This window comes from Roseovarius ramblicola (assembly GCF_042430665.1).
In the GTDB taxonomy this organism is placed as follows: Bacteria; Pseudomonadota; Alphaproteobacteria; order Rhodobacterales; family Rhodobacteraceae; genus Roseovarius; species Roseovarius ramblicola.
Genome location: NZ_JBHMEC010000003.1, coordinates 67,887 through 88,336, shown reverse-complemented (window position 1 = coordinate 88,336; position 20,450 = coordinate 67,887). Strand labels below are relative to the sequence as shown.

The following is a 20,450-nucleotide window of genomic DNA, read 5'->3' as shown; positions in this document are numbered from 1 at the left end:
GTCCTGCCCTCCTAGCCGCGCCCGATGGCGGCGCGCAGCACGTTGAGCCCCGAGCGATAGATCGCCAGCGCGCGGTCGTGCTGCCGACGCACCTCGACGCCGCGCAGCATCTCGGTCTCGAGCGCCACCGAGTTGCCGTTGGGATCGCGCACCGCGCCGCGGTCGATCCGCGGCGCGAAACCGGGGGCGGTGGCGGGGGCGCCGAAATGGCCGGGGCGCGTGGCGCGGGCGGCGAATCCCGCCCCGCCCTCCAGATAGGCGGAAAACGGCGCGATATCGCGCGCGGCATAGCCGGGGGTGTCGGCATTGGCCATGTTCTGCGCCACCACCGCCTGCCTTGCCCCGGCATGGCGCGCCATCGCGTGCGACAGGCGGAACAGGTCGATTTCTTCGAGCATCGGGCGTCTCCCCTGGCTGGCTTCAATCAAGGCTTAACCCTGATTCGTTTAGAAATCGTTCCCGGGACATGACAGGAGAGTACCCATGAGCCAGTCCGTGATCGCAGGGATGCAGGCCGAGATTTCCACGCTCAGCGCGGCGCACGCGGTGGGCCGTGTGTCCGCGGTGCAGGGCGGCGTGCTGCGCGTCAGCGGCCTGTCGGGGGCGGCGCGGCTGGGCGACCGGGTGCGCGTGGCGCGGCGCGGCGGCGGCCTGCTCACCGGCGAGGTGCTGCAGCTCGAGGCCGCCGCGATCCTGGTGCTGCCCGATGCCGCCGCCGAGGGGGTGGCGCTGGGCGACCGGGTGCGCCTGCTCGGCGCGCCCGGCATCGCGCCCTCGGACGACTGGGTCGGGCGGGTGATCGACCCGTTCGGCGCGCCGCTCGACGGCCGTCCGCTGCTACGCGGGGCCACGCCGCGTCCGCTGCGCTCCGCCCCGCCCGACCCGGCCGCGCGGCGCCCGCTCGGGGGTCGGCTGGAAACCGGGATGGCCGTGTTCAACACCATGCTGCCGATCGTCCGCGGGCAGCGGATCGGCCTCTTCGCGGGCTCGGGCGTGGGCAAGTCGATGCTGATGGGTCATCTCGGACGGCACATGCAGGCCGACGTGGTGGTGGTGGCGCTGATCGGCGAGCGCGGGCGCGAGCTGGGCGAGTTCGTGCGCGAGGTGCTGGGCCCCGAAGGGATGCGCCGCGCGGTGATCGTCGCGGCCACCTCGGACCGCTCGCCGCTGGTGCGGCGGCGCTGCGCCTGGACGGCGATGGCCGTGGCCGAGCATTTCCGCGACGCCGGGCGGCAGGTGCTGCTGCTGGCCGATTCGATCACCCGCTTCGCCGAGGCGCATCGCGAGGTGGCGACAGCGGCGGGCGAGATGCCGGCACTGCGCGGCTTCCCGCCCTCGACCTCGCATGCCATCATGTCCCTGTGCGAGCGCGCCGGGCCGGGGGCGGAGGGGGCGGGCGACATCACCGCGCTCTTTACCGTGCTGGTCGCCGGATCGGACATGGACGAGCCGGTGGCGGACATCCTGCGCGGGGTGCTCGACGGGCATGTCGTGCTCGACCGCGATATCGCCGAGCGCGGACGCTACCCGGCGATCGATGCCCTGCGCTCGGTGTCGCGCAGCCTGCCGCGCGCGGCGAGCGAGGAGGAGAACGCCCTGATCGCACGGGCGCGGGGCCTGCTGGGCCGCCACGCGCGGTCCGAGACGATGCTGCGCGCCGGGCTCTATTCCGAGGGCAGCGACCCGGCGCTCGACCAGGCGATCCGTGTCTGGCCCGAGCTCGACGCGTTCCTCGCCGCACCCGAGCCGGGCGACATCGCCAACAGCTTCGCGCGGCTGTCGGTCATCCTGCGGCGCGCGGGCGCGGCGGGCAGCGGGCAGGTCGGCGCGCCCGGTGCCGGGCCGGGCCCCGCGGGGGCGTCGCGCCCCGGCGCGGTGGAGGTGCCCTGAGCCACGCTGTCCCGTCGCGCACCCCGTCTCGCCCCGTCGTGCTTCCCGTCTCGCGCCCCGTCGCGCTCCCCGTCTCGCGCCGCGGGTGCCGCGCTGCGGTGTCGCGCCCCGTCTAGCGCCCCGTCTCGCGCCGCGGGTGTCGTGTCCGTCTGATCCTGCGCCCCTCGCGCCGTCCGGCACGCGCACCGCACCTTTGCGCTCACTACGCGCGTCACGGTGCCGCGCTCCCGGGGTGCGCCGCGCACGTCCCGGCTACTTATCGGTCTGTGCCACGCCTCCCGCCCGCGATCCCGTCCCCAGGCCGCGCCGCGCCCCGCGCCGCCCCCCGCGATGTCGCACCCGGTATCATCGCGCCCCGGCGTCAGAACAGGCGCGGGGCCGATTGCAGCAGCGTCAGGGCGATGGATTGCGCGGAGCTGACGGCGACGCCCGCAATCTGGTCGCGCAGCAGGAATTGCCGGACAAGCCCCTCGCGCAGCCCGTCATCGGCGAGGTCGCGCGGCGATCCGATGCCGAGCTGGCGGGCGGCAGCCGATCGCATCTCGGCGAGCTGCCGGTCGAGATCGAGCCCGGCGAAGCTCTGCGGCAGGCCGAGGGCGGTCTCGAAGGTCTCGCGCAGCGGCGGGGTGCCGAGGATGCGGAACCACAGCGCATTGTCGCTGCCCCCCTCCGCCGCCAGCGCGGCCAGCTCGCGATCGGCGTTGAGCGCCAGGCGCAGCGCGCCGTCCTGTTCGCCCACCGCGACCTCGAATTCCCGCCGCCGGAACTGCTCGACGATCCGCGCGCCAAAGCCGGGCGGGGGCGGCCCGCCCCCGTCGCCGGAGAGATGGCCGAACGCCTCGGCAAAGGCGCGGTAGCGGTCGTCCGCCAACCGGTTGGCCAGCGCCTCGCGCTCGCCGGTGCCCTGCTCGATGATCGCCCGGACAAAGGCGCGGCTGTCGATGTCGTCCTGCAGGCCGAACGCCCCCAGCGCCACCCGCAGCAGGCGCCGGTCCGAGACGAGATCGGCGGCGCTTTCGATTCCGGCGATCGACTGCCGGAAATGATCTGTGTCGCGCCGCAGGGCGGGGGCGGCGTTGAACAGCGCTGTCTGGCGCCCGATCGTGCGGCTGAGCAGAGCCCAGCCCGGCAGGCCGCCGACGGCCACGACCGGCGTGAACATCAGGCGCTCTTGCGGTGCGCCAGCAGCCGCGCCTCGCGCGGCAGGAGCGCGCGCAGCGCCTTGAGGCAACGATAATGCTCGGCCCCGACAAGCGCCGTCCCGGCCTGCGCGAGCAGGGCGCGGCTGTCGGGATCGCGCAGCACCTGGCTCAGTTCCTCGATCCGGCGCAGGATCTGGTGATGCATGTCCTCGGGCGTGGCGTCGCCCGAAAGCACGAGCTGCGCGGCATAGCAGGCGCGCCGCACCGGCGTCGTCGCCTCGGTCGGGTGGATGGCGTCGCGCAGGCGCAGGATATGCGCGTCCGGGGTCACGATCGACAGGCGTGCGCGGCGGTCGCCGTTCTCGATCACCGCGCCGTTGACCAGCACGCGCTCGCGCGGGCCGAGCTTCAGCACCAGCCCGCTCATGCCGTGCCACCCGTGCCCGCCAGCCCGCGCATCACCGCGACGTTGACCTCGATCAGCGGCTCGGTCGACGCCCCCTCGCGCAGCACCCTGCCGCTGTGGACCCGGGTGAATTCCGCCAGATAGACAAGCCGCGCCCGCAGCGCGGGCGGCAGCCGGTTGGCCGGGTCGGCGGCATCGGCGGCGAGGATCGCCCAAAGCCGCCGATTGTCGTGAAGCGCCGCGGCAAGGGCCGGCATGTCGCGGCCGCCGCCGGGTCCGCCGTCGGCTGCGGTGGCGGACTTGAGCCGGTGCGTGATGCGCGCGAAGGCGCGGTATTCGGTGGCGCGCGGCGTGTGGACGGCGCCAGCTTCCGCGCCGTAGGCGGCGCGTGCCTGCAGGGTTGTGTTCACGTCGTGTCCTTTCAAGGGGTCGGTGCGGGGCCGGGAACCGGCAGCGTGTCAGGGGCGCCGCGCGGGCGCCCCTGCCGGGTTTACCGGAACAGCGACAGGATCGCCTGCGGTGCCTGGTTGGCGATCGACAGCGACTGCGTCGCCAACTGCTGCTGGACCTGAAGCGCCTGCAGCCGCGCCGACGCTTCCTCGAGATCGGCATCGACGAGCGAGCCGATCCCCGAGGTCAGCGAATCGGTCAGCTTGCTGACGAAGTCGGATTGTGTGGAAATCCGTCCCTCTGCCGAGCCGAAGGTAGAGGCGGCGTCGACCGATTTCTGGATCAGGCCCTCGATCGCATTCAGCGCGCCGGTGGCCCCGGCATCGGTGGTCACGTCCACGGTCTGCAACGCCCCCAGCCCGCCGCTGGACGCGGAGGAGCCGGGCGTGCCGCCGGTCTGCGCGCGCAGGCCGATATCGAGAGCGGCGTTGGCGGTGCCCGCATCGCCGTTGGTGATAGTGATCTGGTTGTTGCTCACCGTGGCCGAGAGGTTCAGCGACGAATCTGTCGCGGCCTCGAAAAACGCGTCGATCTGGCTGGCGAGGTTGCTGGCGACATCCGCCGTCCCGTCGGTGGCGCTGGCCACGAACTCGAAGGTGCGCTCGCCGGTCGCCACGCCGCCGCCCGCGACGTTGACGGCGACGTTGCCGAGATCGATCTGGAAGCTGTCGCCCTCGGCCACCTGACCGATGGTGATGACCTCGCTTGCGGCGTTGGCGACCGCCGCGTTGGAGGTGCCGCCGTCGATGGTGGCGGCGTCGTTGTGGATGGTGGTCGAGCCGGTGCTGTCGATCAGCGCCTCGGCGGCGGCGGTGTCGGCCAGATCGCCGGTGCCGAAGGTCTGCGCCGTGACCGGGGTGGTCACCGACAGGTTCTGCCGCGTGACCTCGATCTGGCTGGCGCTCACGTTGCCCGAGGAATCGCGGTCGAGCGACGACAGGATATTGACCGGATCGCTGCTGCTGCCATCGACGAGGTTGAGCCCGTTGAACTGCGCCGCCCCCACGACCGCGCCGATCTGCTTGGTCAGCGCGTCGATATCGGTCTGGATCTTGGAGCGGTCGACATTCTCCTCCTGCGCGGCGACGATCTTGCCCTTGACCTGGGTGAGCAGGTCGGTGACCGTCTCGGCGGCCTGCCGTCCGACCGCCACCGTGGATTCGCCCAGGCTGAGGCTGTCGGAGATCGCCTTGAACCCGGCGACATCGGATTCCATCACCTTGGAGATCGAGAACACGGCGGCATTGTCCTTGGCGGTCGCCACCTCCTTGCCGGTCGAGATCGTGTCCTGCGTCCTGGCGAGGTTGGAATTCACCGATTGCAGGGTCTGGAGCGCGACCATCGCGCTGTTGTTGGTCAGGATACTGGACATGGTCTTTCCTCATGACTGCGGCGCGTTCGCGCCGGTTGACGGGCCGCCATCGCGGGCGGCCGGGCGTGTCTTTCTGACGTTTGCGACCGGCCCCCTCGGGGCCCTGGCCGCGCCATCTCTTCACGAGTGCCCGACCAGATTTGCCCGCCAACCGCTAATGGAGTGCTAATCGCCCCCGACGATTTCGCGCGCATTCGAGACAAATCGCTCAGGCCCGGCGTTCGACCTTGTGCTCGAGGGGGCCCGCGATGGTCGTCTTGCGGCCCTGCGGATCGTAGGTGTCCATCGCGCCGCGAAGCCGGCGACAGGCCGACAGCCGCGCGCCGGCGCGCCGGATGCCCTGGAGCGTGCCATCGAGCAGCGCCTGGTTGCGCCGCGCGGTCCCGCCCAGCCGGCGCAGCGCCGCGAGCGCGCCGGCCCCGAGCGTCCCGAGCTCCGCCGCGAGCGCCTCCTTCTCCGGGGCCAGCGCGCCCACCGCGTGAAGATCGCCCGACAGGAGCGCCGCCCGCTCGCGCGCGAGCAGCGATTCGAGCCGCGCCTCGATCCGGTGGGGGTCAGGCCGGTGGGGGTCAGGCGCCGTCACGGGACGTCTCCCCGATCGCCGCCTCGATCACGTCGGCAAGGCCGATGCCGCCCGCCGCCACCATCTCGCGTGCGATCGCCGCGCGGTGGAACGAGGCGAACTGACTCTCGCCGGTGCTGCCGCTGAGGCTGTTCTCCTGCTCGCCGAGGCCGGTCGCCCTGAGCATTTCCGCGAGAAAACTGGCCTCGAGCGCCTCGGCGGCATCGCGTCGCGCGGCAGACGGGTCTGACGGGCCTGGCGGGGCGGACGGGGCGGGTATGCCGGCATCGGCAACCGAACGGGACAGGGATACGAGCATGGCGTTACCTCCAATTTTTCGAATTTCACGCCATCAAACCGCAAAGCGGTAAAGAACCGGTAACCGGATTCTGCGATTTTGCAGGGATGAACGGATACCGGACCGGATAGGGGCACAGCATGACTGTCACGGAGCTTCGCGGCACGATACCGGGCCCGGCCATGGCGGGCGGTGTGGCGCGACCACGGGCGGCCCCGCCCGGCGCGGGTCCCGCCTTTGGCACCGTCATGGACGCGCCCGGGCGGCATGGCGCAGAGGCGGACTCCGCCGGTCCCGCCGCCGCGACCGGCCCCGCCGGGAATACCGACGGCACTGCCGGGCCGGATGACAGGCCGGATGACAGGCGGGATGACAGGCGGGATGACAGGCGGGGCGCGGAGGAGCTGGACGGGGCGTCGGACGGGCCAGACGTGTCAGACGTGTCAGACGTGTCAGACGGGCCCGGCGGGCCCGGTGCCGCCGAACAGGCCGCGGCGCCGCGCGCCGCCGCGGCACCGGACGTCCCGATACCGGCACATCGGGCGGGTGCCGCCGTCGCATCGCACCGCGCGGACGGGCCGGCACCGGTCGCGCCCGCCGCAGGGCGCCTGCGCGCCCCGGCGGGCGGCGGCAACGGCGCGGACACGGCCGGGGACAGGGCAGCGGACAGGGCAGCGGACAGGGCCGGGGACAGCGGACCCTCCGCCCCGGCGCCGCGCCCCACCGCGCCGGAGACATCTTTCGCGCGCGGCATCCCGGTGCGTCCGCCCCTCGCCATGCCTGCGGTGCCGCAGGCCGCAATCCCCGCGCCTCTTGCCGCGGCGATGGCGGCCGCGTCGGACCCGGCGCGCCCCGATCCGGCCGTCGCCGCGCCCGACACCCGCGCCGCCCTGATGCTGGCCGGCACCGCCGCGCCGCCGGACGCGGCGGCCGCGCCCGGCATCCCGCGCCAGATCGCCCTGCGAATCGCGCAGGTGGCAGAGGGCGGTGCCCCGCGCGGCACGGTCGAGATCAGCCTCAGCCCCGAGGAGCTTGGACGCGTGCGCCTGCGCCTGCACCCGTCCGAGGCCGGGCTCAGCGTGACGGTCACCGCCGACCGCCCCGAGACGCTCGACCTCATGCGCCGCAACATCGACATGCTGGCGCGCGAATTCCTCGAGATCGGCTATGACGGCGCACAGTTCGCCTTTGCGCAAGACGGCGCGGGGGCGGAGCGCGACCCGGATGCGCGCGGCCCGGGCACCGCCGCCGCGCCCGACCTTGCCGCCGCGCCCGGCCCGGCCCCGCCAGAGGCCGCCGCGCCGGTCACGGTGGCGCTGCTCGTGCCGGGCGAACGGCTCGATATCAGGCTCTAGAAAGGACAGACAATGGACCAGATCACAGGCATCGCCACCGGCCTCCCGGCCCCCGCCCCGCTCGCCTCCGCAGCCGGGGCCGCACCGGGTGGCCGCCCCGCGCTCAGCGCGGATTTCGAGACCTTCCTGCGCATGCTGACCACGCAGATGCAGAACCAGGACCCGCTCAACCCCGTGGACTCCGCCGATTTCGCGGTACAGCTCGCCACCTTCTCCTCGGTCGAGCAGCAGGTGCAGACCAACGATCTGCTCGCCGGCCTCGGCACGCAGATGGCGACGCTCGGCATGGGACAGTTCCCCGGCTGGATCGGGCTCGAGGCCGAGGTGCGCGCGCCGGTGCGCTTCACCGGCGAGCCGGTACAGATCGAGGCGGCGGTCGATCCCCGCGCCGATGCCGCCGAACTCGTGGTCAGCGACGCGCAAGGCACCGAGGTGGCGCGCAGCGCGCTGCCCGCCGAGAGCGGCGCCGTGCTGTGGGTGGGGCGTGACGCGCAGGGCCGGGCGCTGCCCGAGGGCGGCTATACCCTCTCGGTGCGGTCGCTCGCCGCGGGCCAGACCATCGCCAGCCACGATGCGCATATGCGCAGCCGCGTGGCCGAGACGCGGCTTGACGGCGGCACGGTGCGGCTGGTGCTGGAAAACGGCCAGAGCGTCGCCCCGGCCGAGGTGATCGGCCTGCGTCCGCCCCGGCAGGGCTGACCCCGCGCCGCATTACATCCTTACATCAGCGCCACGCCCAGCAGCGCCGCCGCCGCGCCCGCCGCGACCCCTGCCGCGCCCCAGGCGAGCCGCCCGGGCCAGCGGCGCTGCGGCGCCGGGGCTTGCGGGGCCGCCTGCCGGATCAGCGCCGCCTCGACGAGGCCGGGCAGCCGCGGGCCATAGCGCGACAGCACCAGCGCCGTGCGCCCCAGATCGCGCACCGCCGCGCGCGGCCCCATTTCGCGGCGGATGTAATCCTCGACCACGGGCCGCGCGACCTGCCAGATGTTGATCTGCGGGTCGAGCGAGCGCGCCACCCCCTCGACCACCACCATCGTGCGCTGCAACAGGATCAGCTCGGTGCGCGTCTCCATCCCGAACCGCTCGGTCACCTCGAACAGATAGCTCAGCAGGCTGCCCATCGAGATGCGGCTCGCGTCCATGCCGAAGATCGGCTCGCCCACCGCCCGCAGCGCGCGGGCAAAGGCATCCACGTCGCGGTCCTGCGGCACATAGCCCGCCTCGAAATGCACCTCCGCCACCCGCCGGTAATCGCGCTTGATGAAGCCGTAGAGGATCTCGGCATAGACCCGGCGGGTGTACTCGTCGATATGGCCCATGATCCCGAAATCATAGGCCAGGATATCGCCGTTGGCGGCGACCTTGAGGTTGCCCTGGTGCATGTCGGCGTGGAAATAGCCGTCGCGCAGCGCGTGGCTGAGAAAGAGCTGAAGCACCCGCGTCGCCAGCGCCGCCCGGTCATGCCCCGCGGCATCGAGCGCCGCGTTATCGCCCATCGGCACGCCGTCGGCCCATGCCATCGTCATCACCCGGCGCGACGACAGGTGCCAGTGCACCGAAGGCAGGCGAAAGCCCGCGTCGCCATCCGTATTGGCCGCGAATTCCGAGGCCGAGGCCGCCTCGAGCCGCAGGTCGAGCTCGCCCATGACCACGCCTTCGAAATGCGCGATCACATCCGTGGGCCGCAGCCGCCGCGCGCCCGGCGCCAGCACCTCGACCATGCGCGCGGCAAAGTAGAATGCGTCGATATCGCGGCGAAACGCCCGCTCGATGCCGGGCCGCAGCACCTTGACGGCCACGGTCTCGCCGGTCTCGCGGATGCGCGCCCTGTGCACCTGAGCGATCGAGGCGGCGGCCACCGGCGGGCTGAAATCGTCGAACATCGCGTCCACCGCCTGGCCCAGCTCGGTGCCGATCTCCGTCCTGGCGGTGTCGATGGGAAACGGCGGCAGCTTGTCCTGAAGGACGCGCAACTGCGCCGCAAGCTCCTCGCCCACGAGGTCGGGCCGCGTGCTGAGAATCTGGCCGAACTTGATATAGGCGGGCCCCAGCGCCGTCAGCGCGCGCACCGCCGACGGCATCGTCGCATCGCCCGGATAGCCCAGCCACTGAAACGGCCAGGCCAGCGCGCGCATCGTCGCGCGCACCAGCGGCGGCGCCTCGAACGCCTCCATGATGAGGCCCATCGCGCCGGTGCGTTCCAGCGTCGCGCCGGTGCGAATGAGCCGCAGGATATTGTGCGGCCCCCTCAAATCTTCCAGCCCGAATGCAGCGCCGCGATGCCCATGCTCAGGTTGCGGTATTTCGCGTTGCCAAAGCCCGCGCCCTGCACCATGCCCAGGAACGTCTCCTGGTCGGGAAAGCGGCGGATCGACTCGACGAGATACTGATAGCTGTCGCGGTCATTCGCGATGGTCTGCCCCAGCCGCGGGATGATGTTGAAGGAATAGAGGTCATAGACCTTCTGCATCAGGTCGTTCGGGATCTGGCTGAATTCCAGCACCATCAGCCGCCCGCCGGGCCGCAGCACGCGAAACGCCTCATTGAGCGCGTTCTGCGGGCGCGTCACGTTGCGGATGCCAAAGCTGATCGTGTAGACGTCGAAGCTGTTGTCGGCAAAGGGCAGCGCCATCGCGTCGCCCGCCACCCAGTCGAGGCTCCCGGCCAGCGCCTCGGCCTCGGCGCGCCGCCGCCCTTCCACCAGCATCGCCTCGGTCAGGTCGAGCACCGTGGCGTGGCCGTGCCCCGCGCGCCGCAGAAAGCGGAACGCGATATCGCCGGTGCCGCCGGCCACGTCGAGCAGGCTCTGGCCGGGGTGCGGTGCCAGCCAGTCCATCATCGCATCCTTCCAGACCCGGTGAATCCCCAGGGACATCGCGTCGTTCATCACGTCGTATTTCGACGCCACCGAGCCGAACACCCCGCGCACGCGGCCCGCCTTTTCCGATTCGGGCACCTCCTGGTATCCGAAATGCGTGGTTTTCTCGCTCATGGCCTGCCCCGGCTCTTGCCATTCCGTGTCCCTCGCCCTTCTTATAGGCCGCTGACCGGGGGTGACAATGCGCCCCTTTCACGCGCCGAGGTGCCCGATGCCCGAATTGCCCGAGGTCGAAACCGTGCGCCGCGGCCTTGCGCCGGTGATGGAGGGGCATGTGATCGCGCGCGCCCGCATCAACCGCCCCGACCTGCGCTGGCCGTTTCCGCCGGACATGGCCGCGCGGCTGACCGGCGCGCGCGTGCTGGCGCTGCGGCGGCGGTCGAAATACCTGCTGGCCGATCTCTCGACCGGCGAGACGCTGCTGGTGCACCTCGGCATGTCGGGGCGGATGCTGGTTTCGGGCGCGCCGGTGGGCCGCTTCGTCCACGACCACCCGGCGCCCGGGAAACACGATCATGTGATCCTCGACATGGAAACCGGCGCGCGCATCACCTTCAACGACCCGCGCCGCTTCGGCGCGATGGACCTGATGCCGACCGACGCCGTGGAGGCGCATCCGCTGCTCGCGCGCCTCGGCCCCGAACCGCTCGGCAACGGCTTTCACGAGGGCCATCTCGCCGCCGCCCTCGCCGGGCGGCGCACCCCCGTCAAATCCGCCCTCCTGGACCAGCGAATCGTCGCGGGGCTGGGGAATATCTACGTCTGCGAGGCGCTTTACCGCGCCCGCATCTCGCCGCGGCGCCTGGCGGGCAATGTCGGGCAGCGGCGCGTGGGCCGCCTCGTCCCCGTCATCCGCGACGTGCTGCGCGACGCCATCGCCGCGGGCGGCTCGTCGCTGCGCGATTACCGGCAGGCCGATGGCGAACTGGGCTATTTCCAGCACGGTTTCGACGTCTATGGCCGCGAGGGCGCGCCCTGTCATACCCCCGGCTGCGCCGCGCGAATCGCCCGGATCGTGCAATCGGCGCGCTCCAGCTTCTACTGCCCGCGCTGCCAAAGATAGGTTGATCGGGCGCGCCAGAATGGTAATGACTCGGGTTGATCAGACCTGTCGACCCTTCCGAAACCACCGAAAGCAGACTTCATGGCCTATGAGACGATCATCGTCGAAGTGGACGATCACATAGCCCTCATCAAGCTCAACCGTCCCGATGCGCTCAACGCGCTCAACGATCAGCTCATGTCGGAACTGGCCCGCGCGCTCGCCGAGGCGCAGGCCAATGACAAGGTGCGCTGCATCGTGCTCACCGGCTCGGAAAAGGCATTCGCCGCCGGGGCCGACATCAAGATGATGAGCGGCAAGGGCTTCGCGGAGGTGTTCACAGAGGACCTCTTCACCGCCGACAGCGACGCCATCATGCGCGTCCGCAAGCCGATCATCGCCGCCGTGTCGGGCTATGCGCTGGGCGGCGGCTGCGAACTGGCGATGATGTGCGATTTCATCATCTGCGCGGACACCGCGAAATTCGGCCAGCCCGAAATCAACCTCGGTGTCATCGCCGGTCTGGGGGGCACGCAGCGCCTGACCCGCTCGATCGGCAAGGCCAAGGCGATGGACATGAACCTGACGGGCCGCTTCATGGATGCCGAAGAGGCCGAGCGCGCCGGTTTGGTAAGCCGCATCGTCCCCGCCAAGAAACTGATGGAAGAGGCGATGTCGGCGGCACAGAAGATCGCCGAGAAATCGCGGATTTCGGTGATGGCGGCCAAGGAGGCGGTCAACCGCTCCTACGAGACGACCCTGCGCGAGGGGCTGCTGTTCGAGCGGCGTCTGTTCCACTCGCTGTTTGCCACCGACGACCAAAAGGAGGGCATGGCCGCCTTCGCCGAAAAGCGCGAGGCGCAGTTCCGCGACAAGTGAGCCGCGCCGGGGGGCATCGCCGTGCCCCGGGCCTCAGTTCAGCCGGCAGAGCGCCCCGCCGCGCAGGATCGAGGTGACATAGGCGCCCTCGGCATCGTCGCGGATGGCATAGCCGTAGCCGCGCAGCCGGTGATGCCATTCGCGCTCGGACACGGCCTTGGCGCGCTCGCCCATGACAAGGGCGTGGATGTCGTTTGTGCTCTCAAGTCTCATCGTTTCCACCTGTGATACGGTTGCTTGATGATCCAGCGATACTGTCCCGATATGGCGACAATCGCGCGCGATTGTGGCGGGCGCGCGGAATTGTCGGGGCCGGTCGGAGTGGCGCGCTTTTGGTCTGGAGCGGACCTTGGGTGCATGTCCCCGCGCGGAATCAAGGTGCCGCAAGGCACCGCCGCGCGAGCGGTCATGCCAGAGGCATGCCTCCGGCATGACCCGCCCCCCGGGCGGGCGCTTTTCCACGTCTCAAACTACTGATAACGCCGGAGTATATGGCACCATAAAGCGCGCCGTTTCATCGTTGGAGCGCCCACCCGCGGTCGGGCCCTCGCGCGGCTCACTCCAACGTCCGCTCAAGGCCAGAATGCCCCTCGCTCACCCCGCCTCGGCGTCCACCCCGGCAAGCTGCGCCGCCTCTGCCCCCCGCGCCCGCGCGGCGGCCACCAGCGCGCGGAATATCCCCATCTGCCGCCTTGCGTAGAACAGGTGCTCGGGGTGCCACTGCACCCCCAGCGCGAACGGCTCCTCGACCCGCTCGATGGCCTGCACCATGCCGCCGCGATCGTGCGCCGCCACGCGCAGGCCCTCGCCCAGCCCGTCCACCGCCTGGCTGTGCAGAGCGTTCACCTTCATCGGCGCGTCCCCCGCCAGCCGCGCCAGCCGCGTTCCCGCCACGATGCGCACCTCTTTGCGCGGCAGCACCGTGCGCCGGTGGTCGCTCGCCGCGTAGGTGGCATAGGCGTCCTGGTGCAGCGTGCCGCCCAGCGCGACGTTGAGCATCTGGCTGCCCCGGCAGATCCCCAGCACCGGCATCCCCCGCGCGAAGGCATCGAGCACAACGCCCCGCTCCAGCGCGTCGCGGTCGGGATCGAGCCGCGCCGACGTCACCAGCCGCCCGCCATAGAGATCGGGCGAGATGTCGTCGCCGCCGCCGATGATGACGCCGTCCACCGTGCCCATGTCGATCCCGCGCCCGGCTTGCCAGCGCCGCGCGCAGCCGCCCGCCAGCCACAGGTTGAGCGCGATCAGCGGGTAGATGCGCCATCCCGACCGGCGCGAGACGGTGACCCCGATCACGGGGCGCGGGCCGGATCGGGTCATGCGGTGTCGATCCCCGCCGTCAGCAGGATGCGGCCCGCGCGTGCCGCCCAGTGCTGGCGCGACAGCGTCACCAGCCCGTGATCGTCAAGCCAGGCATCCGACAGCCGCCGCAGCAGCGCGTCGTCGCGCGCCACCCTCTCCACCGCCACCCAGCGCCACCACTCCCCGGCCAGCGTCCAGTCGACCTCGTCGATCCGGCAATCGGGCAGGCGGAAATGAAAGGTCGGCCGCGCCGAGGTCTTGTCCGAGATCGCGGCGGCGATGCGACCCGCGTCGAAATGCGCCAGCAGCGGCAGCATGTCGAGACCCCGGTTCCGGCTCGGCGTCAGCGCCAGATAGAGCCCGGTGACCTGATCGCGCGTCGCCCCCGGCCCCGCCTCGATCAGGGCGCGCACGAAATCGGTGGGGTAGGGGTCGGTGAACGGCAGCAGGCGGCGCGACTCGTCGATCGGGTAGGCCGAGCGCAGCCAGTCCTCGACCAGCGCATAGGCCAGCAGCGGGCGCACCGTGTCGGCATCCCGCGCGCCCGCCACCTCGATGTTGAAATGCACGCCAAAGCCAAAGATCAGCCCCGCGCCGCTGCCCAGCGCCCCCGCGTCGCGCAGCGCCTCGCGCAGATCGTCGAGCCGCGCCAGCCCGTCCATGTCCAGCGGGCCGGTGACGATCTCCACCGGCACCACCTCGCGGCCAAGATCGAGCGCCAGGTCGCGCAACCGGCTCTTCTGCGCCTTGCGCAGAAAGATGTCGAGATAGACCGCGACATCGCCGATGCCGCTGCCCCGGACCGCCCAGATATGGCTGTCCTCCTGCACCGCGTGCCCGCCCAGCCGGTCGGCCACGATCCGCGCCACCCGCGCCTCGTCGAGCCCGCCCAGCTCGATCTCCACGCCCACGCGCCGCGCCGCGCCATCGGCGTTCAGGGGCTGCGGCAGCGGCGCGAATCCGGTCAAGGGCGGGTGGCTCCCGCCTCGGCCTCGATCTCGCGCCGCGGCCTGCGCGCGCGTTCGGTGGCGGATTTGAGCTGTCCGCAGGCGGCCATGATATCCTCGCCGCGCGGCGTGCGGATCGGGCTCGCATACCCGGCCTTGTAGAGGATATGGGCAAACGCCTCGATCCGCTCCCAGTCGCTGCGCTCGTAGGGCGCGCCGGGCCATTCGTTGAACGGGATGAGGTTGATCTTGGCGGGGATGCCCGCGATCAGCCGCACCAGCCGCCGCGCGTCCGCATCGCTGTCATTGACGCCCTTGAGCATCACGTATTCGAACGTGATCCGCTCCGAATTGCTGAGCCGCGGATACTCGCGCAAGGCCCCCAGAAGCGTCTCGATGTTCCACTTCCTGTTGATCGGCACGAGGCCGTCGCGCACCTCGTCGGTGGTGGCGTGAAAGCTCACGGCCAGCAGACAGCCGATCTCCTCCGCGGTCTTGGCGATCTCCGGCACCACCCCGCTTGTCGACAGCGTGATCCGGCGGCGCGACAGCGATATCCCCTCGCCATCCATCGCGATCTTCATCGCGTCGCGGACATTCTCGAAATTATAAAGCGGCTCGCCCATGCCCATCAGAACGATATTGGAGATCAGGCGCGGCCGCTCGCCCGCCGCCTCGCCGCGCTTCGGCCACTCGTCGAGGTCGTCGCGCGCCAGCATCACCTGCCCGATGATCTCTCCGGCGGTCAGGTTGCGCACCAGCTTCTGCGTGCCGGTGTGGCAGAAGCTGCATGTCAGCGTGCAGCCCACCTGGCTTGAGATGCAGAGCGTGCCCCGGTCGGTCTCGGGGATATAGACCACTTCCACCTCGTGCCCGCCCGCGATCCGCACCAGGTACTTGCGGGTGCCGTCGGCGCTCACCTGACGGCTCACCACCTCCGGCAGCGCGATCACGAAGGTCTCGGCCAGCATCGCGCGATACGCCTTGGCGAGGTTGGTCATCGCGTGAAAATCCCGCACCCCCCATTGATAGACCCATTGCCAGATCTGGTTCACGCGCATCTTCGCCTGGCGTTCGGGCGTGCCCGCCTCGATCAGCGCCGCCCGCAGCGCATCGCGCGTCAGCCCGACGATGTTGATCCGCTCGCCCTCGGGGGCCTTGCGGGGGATGGTCAGCACATCCTGCGTGATCGGGGCGGTCTGGGTCATGGTGCGTCCTGTGGTCGGGGTGATGGGTCATATAGGGCATCGGGGCCGATTCCGAAACAGGCGTTGTGGGGTGGGCGGGGGAGGTGCCCCCCAACGCCCGCGCGTCTCTCGCGGACCTCACAAACATCCCCCGCGCGGCTCAGGGCACTGTCCCCACGGTCCGTAACAGGCCGGAACCCGGCCGTAGGGTGGGCGAAACCCACCATTATCCGTGCCGCCGGGTGTGGGGGATTGGCACCCAGCCTGCGTTTGCTGCGTGCGCGACGAAGGTCGGGTTGGCGCAGGAAGTGGAGTTTGCAAAGTTTGGCCCGTTTCCCGACAGCAGACCTTCAAGCTGAGTGCGGCGAATGCCGGGGGAGAGCCCAAATTGCTCATTCGGCAGTATGCGGCGAAGGTCTTCTTCCTCAAAGTTGGCGTGCAAAATCAAGATTTCTGCGCGTCCGGTTGGCTCATGAGTTCGATGCCAGCATCGGCTATCCGGTCTTTGGTGGTCCGTGATCGATTAAGTTGTTTGATCCGGCTTGTTTCATTCTTGCTCAGCAGCACAATGGACCTGTCGCGGTTTGATGGATTTATCCGAAACGACTTCAAAGTGCGTGCAGAAATCACGAGATACCGCCGCTGCCGCGACTACTGGGCCTGAAGCTGCTGCAATGATCCGGTCTGTTGCTCATTGAGCCAATCGATCACGTCGGACGTCATATCGGACCAGGCTGGTTCGCGAAGGATATAGTGCGCTGCGTTCGGATACTCCCGATAGTCAGCACCATAACGGCGAGCAATGGCTCGGGTTTGCGCCGCCGGTGTCAAACGATCCTCGGAAGCACCCACGATCAGCAACGGTGTGTGAATCCGGCTGCGGTCAACACCGATCAGCGAGGGTGCGATCATGCGGACCTGAGACGCCGAAACCGGACGCATCTTCTCAAGGATATCATCCTGTTCCGCCGCCGAGAGGAGATTGAGGTCGATCTGGCGTAGCAATGAGCGCGGAAGAAACTCGCGGCCAAACGCGATCGACGGCAACGCCGCGACCAAAAACCGAAGCAACAGCCAACTTGGACGCGGCATCACGCCTGCCGGAGCCGCAGGCGTGATGGCGATGCAGGCCGGTGGATTGATGGTTTCACACATCTTCATTGCCAGAAGACCTCCGGCACTGTGTCCTACAAGGATCGGATTTCCGAGCGATCGAGCGGCCTCGAGTGCGTATTCCAGATTGTCGGAAAATCTTGACCGATCGCTTTCTGGACCAGGAAGTGTGACGACATGCGCATTGAAACCCGCCGATAAAAACTGATCCGCAACCTGGGACCAGACCCAATCAGAAGCCCACCAGCCATGAATGAACAGGACGTCCCTTTTCATGAAGATCGTTTTTCCCTGCGTAACATCGAGAAATTGTGCCGACTTGGTAAGGCTAGCCGTCACCAGTATGTCTAGTCAATCCAGCCTTGGCATTCTGACCGCCTGAACGCGACGTGCGCGTCGGTCCCGGCTCTTTGAGTTCATGCTAGAGCGTGCAAAAATCACGAATTCTGAACGAGCACCCGCAAGCGGTCCTTCGTCCATCGGCAGCTTTGTCCCGCAACTGAGACATAGAACGTGAGCGCTGCGAATGTGCGGTCTGATCAGCCCCGTGGGTTTTCGCAATGACCGCTTCGGGCTGACTCCCGTCGATCGTGACCATCCTGCTTGCAGCGGCGTCCGCACCTGCCCTCCAACGTCCTCTGGAACGCCGCCCGACGTTCCGCCTCGGTCTCCGCTTTGCCGCACCGCCGGAATACCGACAGAATACCGACACGATACCGATGCGGGATTCGCCCCTCGCTCACCCCATCCCGGCCACCCGCGCGTGGCAGGGGCAGCTCACCAGGTGATCGTTGACCAGCCCCGCCGCCTGCATGAACGCATAGACGGTGGTCGGCCCGCAAAAGCGAAAGCCGCGCCGCTTGAGGTCCTTCGAGAGTTTACGGGACATCTCCGTATCGGCCGGCACCTCCGCGAGGCTCGCGAATCGGTTCTGCACCGGCCTGCCGTCAACGAAATCCCAGATGTAGCGGGCAAAGCCCGGCCCCGCCTCGATCTCCTGCCATGCGCGCGCGTTGCCGATGGTCGCCTCGATCTTGCCCCGATGGCGGATGATGCCCGGATCGCGCAGCAGGCGCGCCACCTCGTCCTCGCCCCATTCCGCGATCGCCTCCGGGTCAAACCCCTGAAACGCCGCGCGGAAATTCTCGCGTTTGCGCAGCACGGTGATCCAGCTCAGCCCGGCCTGAAACCCCTCCAGCACCAGCGCCTCCCACAGCGCGCGGCCGTCCCGCTCGGGCACGCCCCATTCGGTGTCGTGATAGGCGATATAGAGCGTGTCGCCGCCTGCCCAGCCACAGCGTTCCATGCGGCCCTCCTGCCTGCCATCCTGCGGAAATTCGTTCAAATGCGCGCTTTAAGCGAACCTTAAGGCCGGACGCGCACCCTGCAAGCGCATTCGGAATCGGAGGGCGGCATGGCGCGCAAGGGAAAATGGGCGGATATCCCCGCCGGGCATGACAGCCCGCTCAATTATGCCGTGTCCACGCGCGACCGCTCGGTGATCGACATGGTCGAGGCGGCGATCCGCCACCGCCAGGTGCTGCTCGCCTTTCAGCCGGTTGTGACCGCCGGGCAAACGGACCGCCCGGCCTTCTACGAGGGGTTGATTCGCGTCACCGACGAAACCGGCCGCGTGATCCCCGCGCGCGAGTTCATTACCCAGTTGGAAACCCGCGAGAGCGGGCGCATCATCGACTGCCTGGCGCTGGAAAAGGGGCTCGCCACCCTCGCCGAATACCCCGACCTGCGGCTGTCCATCAACATGTCAGCCCGCTCCATCGGCTACCGCCGCTGGATGCGCACGCTGAACAAGGGGCTTGATGCCGACCCCACCATCGCCGAGCGGCTGATCCTCGAGATCACCGAAAGCTCGGCCATGCTGGTGCCCGAGCTTGTCATCGGGTTCATGACAGAGTTGCAGGGCAGGGGGGTGGGATTCGCCCTCGACGATTTCGGTGCCGGCTACACATCGTTCAGATTCCTCAAGGATTTCTTCTTCGACATTCTCAAGATCGACGGGCAGTTCATCCGCGGCATCGCCACCAGCGCCGACAACCAGGTGCTCGCCGCCGCGCTGCTGAGTATCGGGCGGCAGTTCGATATGGTCACCGTCGCCGAGAGCGTCGAGCGCGCCGACGACGCCGCCTACCTTTCGGCGCTCGGGATCGACTGTCTGCAGGGCTATTATTTCGGCGCGCCCACGGTGCGCCCGCCCTGGCTCGATACCGGGTTCGCGCAGGCCACCGGCTGAGCCGCGCCCGCGGCAAAGGGCCGTGCCCGTTGCCGCGACGCAGCGATTGCGTTATGACGCGGCGGAAACACGGCGCGCCCCGCGCCTGCATCATCCCGGAGGAGGATATCCATGACCAATGTCGTAATCGCGTCCGCGGCGCGCACCGCTGTCGGCTCGTTCGGCGGCGCGTTCGCCACCACCCCCGCCCACGATCTCGGGGCCGCCGTGCTCGAGGCAGTGGTCGCGCGCGCGGGCATCGACAAGGCCGAGGTCTCCGAGACCATCCTCGGCCAGGTGCTGACCGCCGCGCAGGGCCAGAACCCGGCGCGCCAGGCGCACGTCAACGCCGGCCTGCCCATCGAATCGGCGGCCTGGGGCATCAACCAGGTCTGCGGCTCGGGCCTGCGCGCGGTGGCGCTCGGGGCCCAGCATATCCAGCTTGGCGACGCGCAGATCGTTTGCGCCGGCGGGCAGGAAAGCATGACGCTCTCGCCGCACGCCGCGCATCTGCGCGCGGGCCACAAGATGGGTGACATGAAATATATCGACACGATGATCCGCGACGGGCTGTGGGACGCGTTCAACGGCTACCACATGGGCCAGACCGCCGAGAACGTCGCCGACAAGTGGCAGGTCACCCGCGAGACGCAGGACGAGTTCGCCGTGGCCAGCCAGAACAAGGCCGAGGCCGCGCAGAAGGCAGGCCGCTTCGATGACGAGGTGATCCCCTTCACCGTCAAGACCCGCAAGGGCGAGACGGTGGTGGACAAGGACGAATACATCCGCCACGGGGCCACCATCGAGGGCATGCAAAAGCTGCGCCCGGCCTTCGCGCAGGACGGCAGCGTCACCGCCGCCAACGCCAGCGGTCTCAACGACGGGGCCGCCGCCACCCTGCTGATGTCCGCCGATGAGGCCGAGCGCCGCGGCATCACCCCGCTGGCGCGCATCGCCTCCTACGCCACCGCCGGGGTCGATCCGTCGATCATGGGCGTCGGGCCGGTCAATGCCAGCCGCAAGGCGTTGGAAAAGGCGGGGTGGAGCGTCGATGACCTCGACCTTGTCGAGGCCAACGAGGCGTTTGCCGCGCAGGCCTGCGCCGTCAACAAGGAGATGGGCTGGAACCCCGACATCGTGAACGTCAACGGCGGCGCCATCGCGATCGGCCACCCGATCGGGGCCTCGGGCTGCCGCGTGCTCAACACGCTCTTGTTCGAGATGCAGCGCCGCGGTGCGAAAAAGGGTCTCGCCACGCTGTGCATCGGCGGCGGCATGGGCGTCGCGCTCTGCGTCGAGCGCCCGTGACCGGCGCGCGGTGACGCGGGCACGGATTACCAAAGGGCGCCGGCAAAGGGCGCCCTTTTTTCCGGCCCGCAGCAGGTCGTGGCCGCATC

At 69.6% G+C, this 20,450-nt stretch carries 22 protein-coding genes; 7 read left to right on the top strand and 15 right to left on the bottom strand.

Annotated features, from left to right (window positions below):
• Positions 1-11 precede the first annotated feature (11 nt).
• Positions 12-398, bottom strand: a complete 387-nt coding sequence (locus ACFFU4_RS02035) for a FlgB family protein (protein WP_377066540.1) — start codon at positions 396-398, stop codon at positions 12-14.
• Between the two features lie 85 nt (positions 399-483).
• Between ACFFU4_RS02035 and ACFFU4_RS02030 the strand changes: the two genes are divergently transcribed.
• Positions 484-1,890, top strand: coding sequence for a FliI/YscN family ATPase (locus ACFFU4_RS02030; protein ID WP_377066538.1), 1,407 nt, complete (start codon positions 484-486; stop codon positions 1,888-1,890).
• A gap of 361 nt (positions 1,891-2,251) precedes the next feature.
• Here ACFFU4_RS02030 and ACFFU4_RS02025 read toward each other — a convergent pair whose 3' ends face one another.
• From ACFFU4_RS02025 to ACFFU4_RS02000, 6 genes are all read right to left on the bottom strand, one after another.
• The gene (locus ACFFU4_RS02025; RefSeq protein WP_377066536.1) at positions 2,252-3,052 is read right to left on the bottom strand and encodes a DUF1217 domain-containing protein; all 801 of its coding nucleotides are present in this window, start codon (positions 3,050-3,052) and stop codon (positions 2,252-2,254) included.
• Positions 3,052-3,459, bottom strand: coding sequence for a flagellar biosynthesis repressor FlbT (gene flbT / locus ACFFU4_RS02020; protein WP_377066534.1), 408 nt, complete (start codon positions 3,457-3,459; stop codon positions 3,052-3,054). Before flbT ends, ACFFU4_RS02025 begins: the two co-directional genes overlap by 1 nt.
• A complete protein-coding gene (flaF, locus tag ACFFU4_RS02015; protein ID WP_377066532.1) occupies positions 3,456-3,848 on the bottom strand; it encodes a flagellar biosynthesis regulator FlaF in 393 nt (130 codons plus the stop codon). The genes flbT and flaF overlap by 4 nt, the downstream gene beginning before the upstream one ends.
• A gap of 80 nt (positions 3,849-3,928) precedes the next feature.
• Positions 3,929-5,260, bottom strand: a complete 1,332-nt coding sequence (locus tag ACFFU4_RS02010; RefSeq protein ID WP_377066530.1) for a flagellin N-terminal helical domain-containing protein — start codon at positions 5,258-5,260, stop codon at positions 3,929-3,931.
• Positions 5,261-5,468: 208 nt separating this feature from the next.
• Entirely contained in the window at positions 5,469-5,843 is a 375-nt protein-coding gene (locus ACFFU4_RS02005; protein WP_377066528.1) for a flagellar protein FlgN, read from the bottom strand.
• Entirely contained in the window at positions 5,830-6,141 is a 312-nt protein-coding gene (locus ACFFU4_RS02000) for a rod-binding protein (RefSeq protein WP_377066526.1), read from the bottom strand. The genes ACFFU4_RS02005 and ACFFU4_RS02000 overlap by 14 nt, the downstream gene beginning before the upstream one ends.
• Positions 6,142-6,260: 119 nt before the next feature.
• Here ACFFU4_RS02000 and fliK point away from each other — a divergent pair, with 119 nt between their 5' ends.
• Together fliK and ACFFU4_RS01990 are read left to right on the top strand one after the other, a co-directional pair.
• The gene (gene fliK / locus ACFFU4_RS01995; RefSeq protein WP_377066524.1) at positions 6,261-7,475 is read left to right on the top strand and encodes a flagellar hook-length control protein FliK; all 1,215 of its coding nucleotides are present in this window, start codon (positions 6,261-6,263) and stop codon (positions 7,473-7,475) included.
• A gap of 12 nt (positions 7,476-7,487) precedes the next feature.
• A complete protein-coding gene (locus tag ACFFU4_RS01990; RefSeq protein ID WP_377066522.1) occupies positions 7,488-8,174 on the top strand; it encodes a flagellar hook capping FlgD N-terminal domain-containing protein in 687 nt (228 codons plus the stop codon).
• Positions 8,175-8,194: 20 nt separating this feature from the next.
• Here the strand turns inward: ACFFU4_RS01990 and ubiB are convergent, their stop codons facing one another.
• The gene (gene ubiB, locus ACFFU4_RS01985; RefSeq protein ID WP_377066520.1) at positions 8,195-9,727 is read right to left on the bottom strand and encodes a 2-polyprenylphenol 6-hydroxylase; all 1,533 of its coding nucleotides are present in this window, start codon (positions 9,725-9,727) and stop codon (positions 8,195-8,197) included.
• A complete protein-coding gene (gene ubiE, locus ACFFU4_RS01980; protein ID WP_377066518.1) occupies positions 9,724-10,467 on the bottom strand; it encodes a bifunctional demethylmenaquinone methyltransferase/2-methoxy-6-polyprenyl-1,4-benzoquinol methylase UbiE in 744 nt (247 codons plus the stop codon). Before ubiE ends, ubiB begins: the two co-directional genes overlap by 4 nt.
• Positions 10,468-10,564: 97 nt before the next feature.
• On the opposite strand from ubiE, the gene mutM reads away from it, so the two are divergent.
• Positions 10,565-11,416 (top strand): bifunctional DNA-formamidopyrimidine glycosylase/DNA-(apurinic or apyrimidinic site) lyase, encoded by an 852-nt coding sequence (gene mutM, locus ACFFU4_RS01975; RefSeq protein WP_377066516.1) that lies wholly within the window; start codon positions 10,565-10,567, stop codon positions 11,414-11,416.
• 81 nt (positions 11,417-11,497) lie between these two features.
• Positions 11,498-12,274, top strand: a complete 777-nt coding sequence (locus tag ACFFU4_RS01970; RefSeq protein ID WP_377066514.1) for an enoyl-CoA hydratase — start codon at positions 11,498-11,500, stop codon at positions 12,272-12,274.
• A 33-nt stretch (positions 12,275-12,307) separates the two neighbouring features.
• Here ACFFU4_RS01970 and ACFFU4_RS01965 read toward each other — a convergent pair whose 3' ends face one another.
• The 6 genes from ACFFU4_RS01965 to ACFFU4_RS01940 form a co-directional block, all read right to left on the bottom strand.
• Positions 12,308-12,487, bottom strand: coding sequence for a hypothetical protein (locus ACFFU4_RS01965; RefSeq protein ID WP_377066512.1), 180 nt, complete (start codon positions 12,485-12,487; stop codon positions 12,308-12,310).
• A gap of 381 nt (positions 12,488-12,868) precedes the next feature.
• A complete protein-coding gene (locus tag ACFFU4_RS01960; RefSeq protein ID WP_377066510.1) occupies positions 12,869-13,594 on the bottom strand; it encodes a gamma-glutamyl-gamma-aminobutyrate hydrolase family protein in 726 nt (241 codons plus the stop codon).
• Positions 13,591-14,544, bottom strand: coding sequence for an amidoligase family protein (locus ACFFU4_RS01955; RefSeq protein WP_377066508.1), 954 nt, complete (start codon positions 14,542-14,544; stop codon positions 13,591-13,593). Before ACFFU4_RS01955 ends, ACFFU4_RS01960 begins: the two co-directional genes overlap by 4 nt.
• A complete protein-coding gene (rlmN, locus tag ACFFU4_RS01950; protein WP_377066506.1) occupies positions 14,541-15,731 on the bottom strand; it encodes a dual-specificity RNA methyltransferase RlmN in 1,191 nt (396 codons plus the stop codon). Before rlmN ends, ACFFU4_RS01955 begins: the two co-directional genes overlap by 4 nt.
• Before the next feature lie 630 nt (positions 15,732-16,361).
• Positions 16,362-17,162 (bottom strand): alpha/beta hydrolase, encoded by an 801-nt coding sequence (locus ACFFU4_RS01945; RefSeq protein WP_377066504.1) that lies wholly within the window; start codon positions 17,160-17,162, stop codon positions 16,362-16,364.
• Positions 17,163-17,562: 400 nt separating this feature from the next.
• Positions 17,563-18,129 (bottom strand): DNA-3-methyladenine glycosylase I, encoded by a 567-nt coding sequence (locus ACFFU4_RS01940; RefSeq protein ID WP_377066502.1) that lies wholly within the window; start codon positions 18,127-18,129, stop codon positions 17,563-17,565.
• Positions 18,130-18,237: 108 nt separating this feature from the next.
• Here ACFFU4_RS01940 and ACFFU4_RS01935 point away from each other — a divergent pair, with 108 nt between their 5' ends.
• On the top strand, positions 18,238-19,074 hold the full coding sequence (locus tag ACFFU4_RS01935; RefSeq protein ID WP_377066500.1) for an EAL domain-containing protein: 837 nt from the start codon (positions 18,238-18,240) through the stop codon (positions 19,072-19,074).
• Positions 19,075-19,185: 111 nt separating this feature from the next.
• Positions 19,186-20,361 (top strand): acetyl-CoA C-acetyltransferase, encoded by a 1,176-nt coding sequence (locus ACFFU4_RS01930; protein ID WP_377066498.1) that lies wholly within the window; start codon positions 19,186-19,188, stop codon positions 20,359-20,361.
• Positions 20,362-20,450 lie beyond the last annotated feature (89 nt).

What these genes read in the sequence shown, in the direction of transcription:
- ACFFU4_RS02035 (WP_377066540.1), bottom strand. Translation starts at nt 398, where the DNA reads ATGCTCGAAGAAATCGACCTGTTCCGCCTGTCGCACGCGATGGCGCGC.
- ACFFU4_RS02030 (WP_377066538.1), top strand. Translation starts at nt 484, where the DNA reads ATGAGCCAGTCCGTGATCGCAGGGATGCAGGCCGAGATTTCCACGCTC.
- ACFFU4_RS02025 (WP_377066536.1), bottom strand. Translation starts at nt 3,052, where the DNA reads ATGTTCACGCCGGTCGTGGCCGTCGGCGGCCTGCCGGGCTGGGCTCTG.
- flbT (WP_377066534.1), bottom strand. Translation starts at nt 3,459, where the DNA reads ATGAGCGGGCTGGTGCTGAAGCTCGGCCCGCGCGAGCGCGTGCTGGTC.
- ACFFU4_RS02010 (WP_377066530.1), bottom strand. Translation starts at nt 5,260, where the DNA reads ATGTCCAGTATCCTGACCAACAACAGCGCGATGGTCGCGCTCCAGACC.
- ACFFU4_RS02000 (WP_377066526.1), bottom strand. Translation starts at nt 6,141, where the DNA reads ATGCTCGTATCCCTGTCCCGTTCGGTTGCCGATGCCGGCATACCCGCC.
- fliK (WP_377066524.1), top strand. Translation starts at nt 6,261, where the DNA reads ATGACTGTCACGGAGCTTCGCGGCACGATACCGGGCCCGGCCATGGCG.
- ACFFU4_RS01990 (WP_377066522.1), top strand. Translation starts at nt 7,488, where the DNA reads ATGGACCAGATCACAGGCATCGCCACCGGCCTCCCGGCCCCCGCCCCG.
- ubiE (WP_377066518.1), bottom strand. Translation starts at nt 10,467, where the DNA reads ATGAGCGAGAAAACCACGCATTTCGGATACCAGGAGGTGCCCGAATCG.
- mutM (WP_377066516.1), top strand. Translation starts at nt 10,565, where the DNA reads ATGCCCGAATTGCCCGAGGTCGAAACCGTGCGCCGCGGCCTTGCGCCG.
- ACFFU4_RS01970 (WP_377066514.1), top strand. Translation starts at nt 11,498, where the DNA reads ATGGCCTATGAGACGATCATCGTCGAAGTGGACGATCACATAGCCCTC.
- ACFFU4_RS01965 (WP_377066512.1), bottom strand. Translation starts at nt 12,487, where the DNA reads ATGAGACTTGAGAGCACAAACGACATCCACGCCCTTGTCATGGGCGAG.
- ACFFU4_RS01960 (WP_377066510.1), bottom strand. Translation starts at nt 13,594, where the DNA reads ATGACCCGATCCGGCCCGCGCCCCGTGATCGGGGTCACCGTCTCGCGC.
- rlmN (WP_377066506.1), bottom strand. Translation starts at nt 15,731, where the DNA reads ATGACCCAGACCGCCCCGATCACGCAGGATGTGCTGACCATCCCCCGC.
- ACFFU4_RS01940 (WP_377066502.1), bottom strand. Translation starts at nt 18,129, where the DNA reads ATGGAACGCTGTGGCTGGGCAGGCGGCGACACGCTCTATATCGCCTAT.
- ACFFU4_RS01935 (WP_377066500.1), top strand. Translation starts at nt 18,238, where the DNA reads ATGGCGCGCAAGGGAAAATGGGCGGATATCCCCGCCGGGCATGACAGC.
- ACFFU4_RS01930 (WP_377066498.1), top strand. Translation starts at nt 19,186, where the DNA reads ATGACCAATGTCGTAATCGCGTCCGCGGCGCGCACCGCTGTCGGCTCG.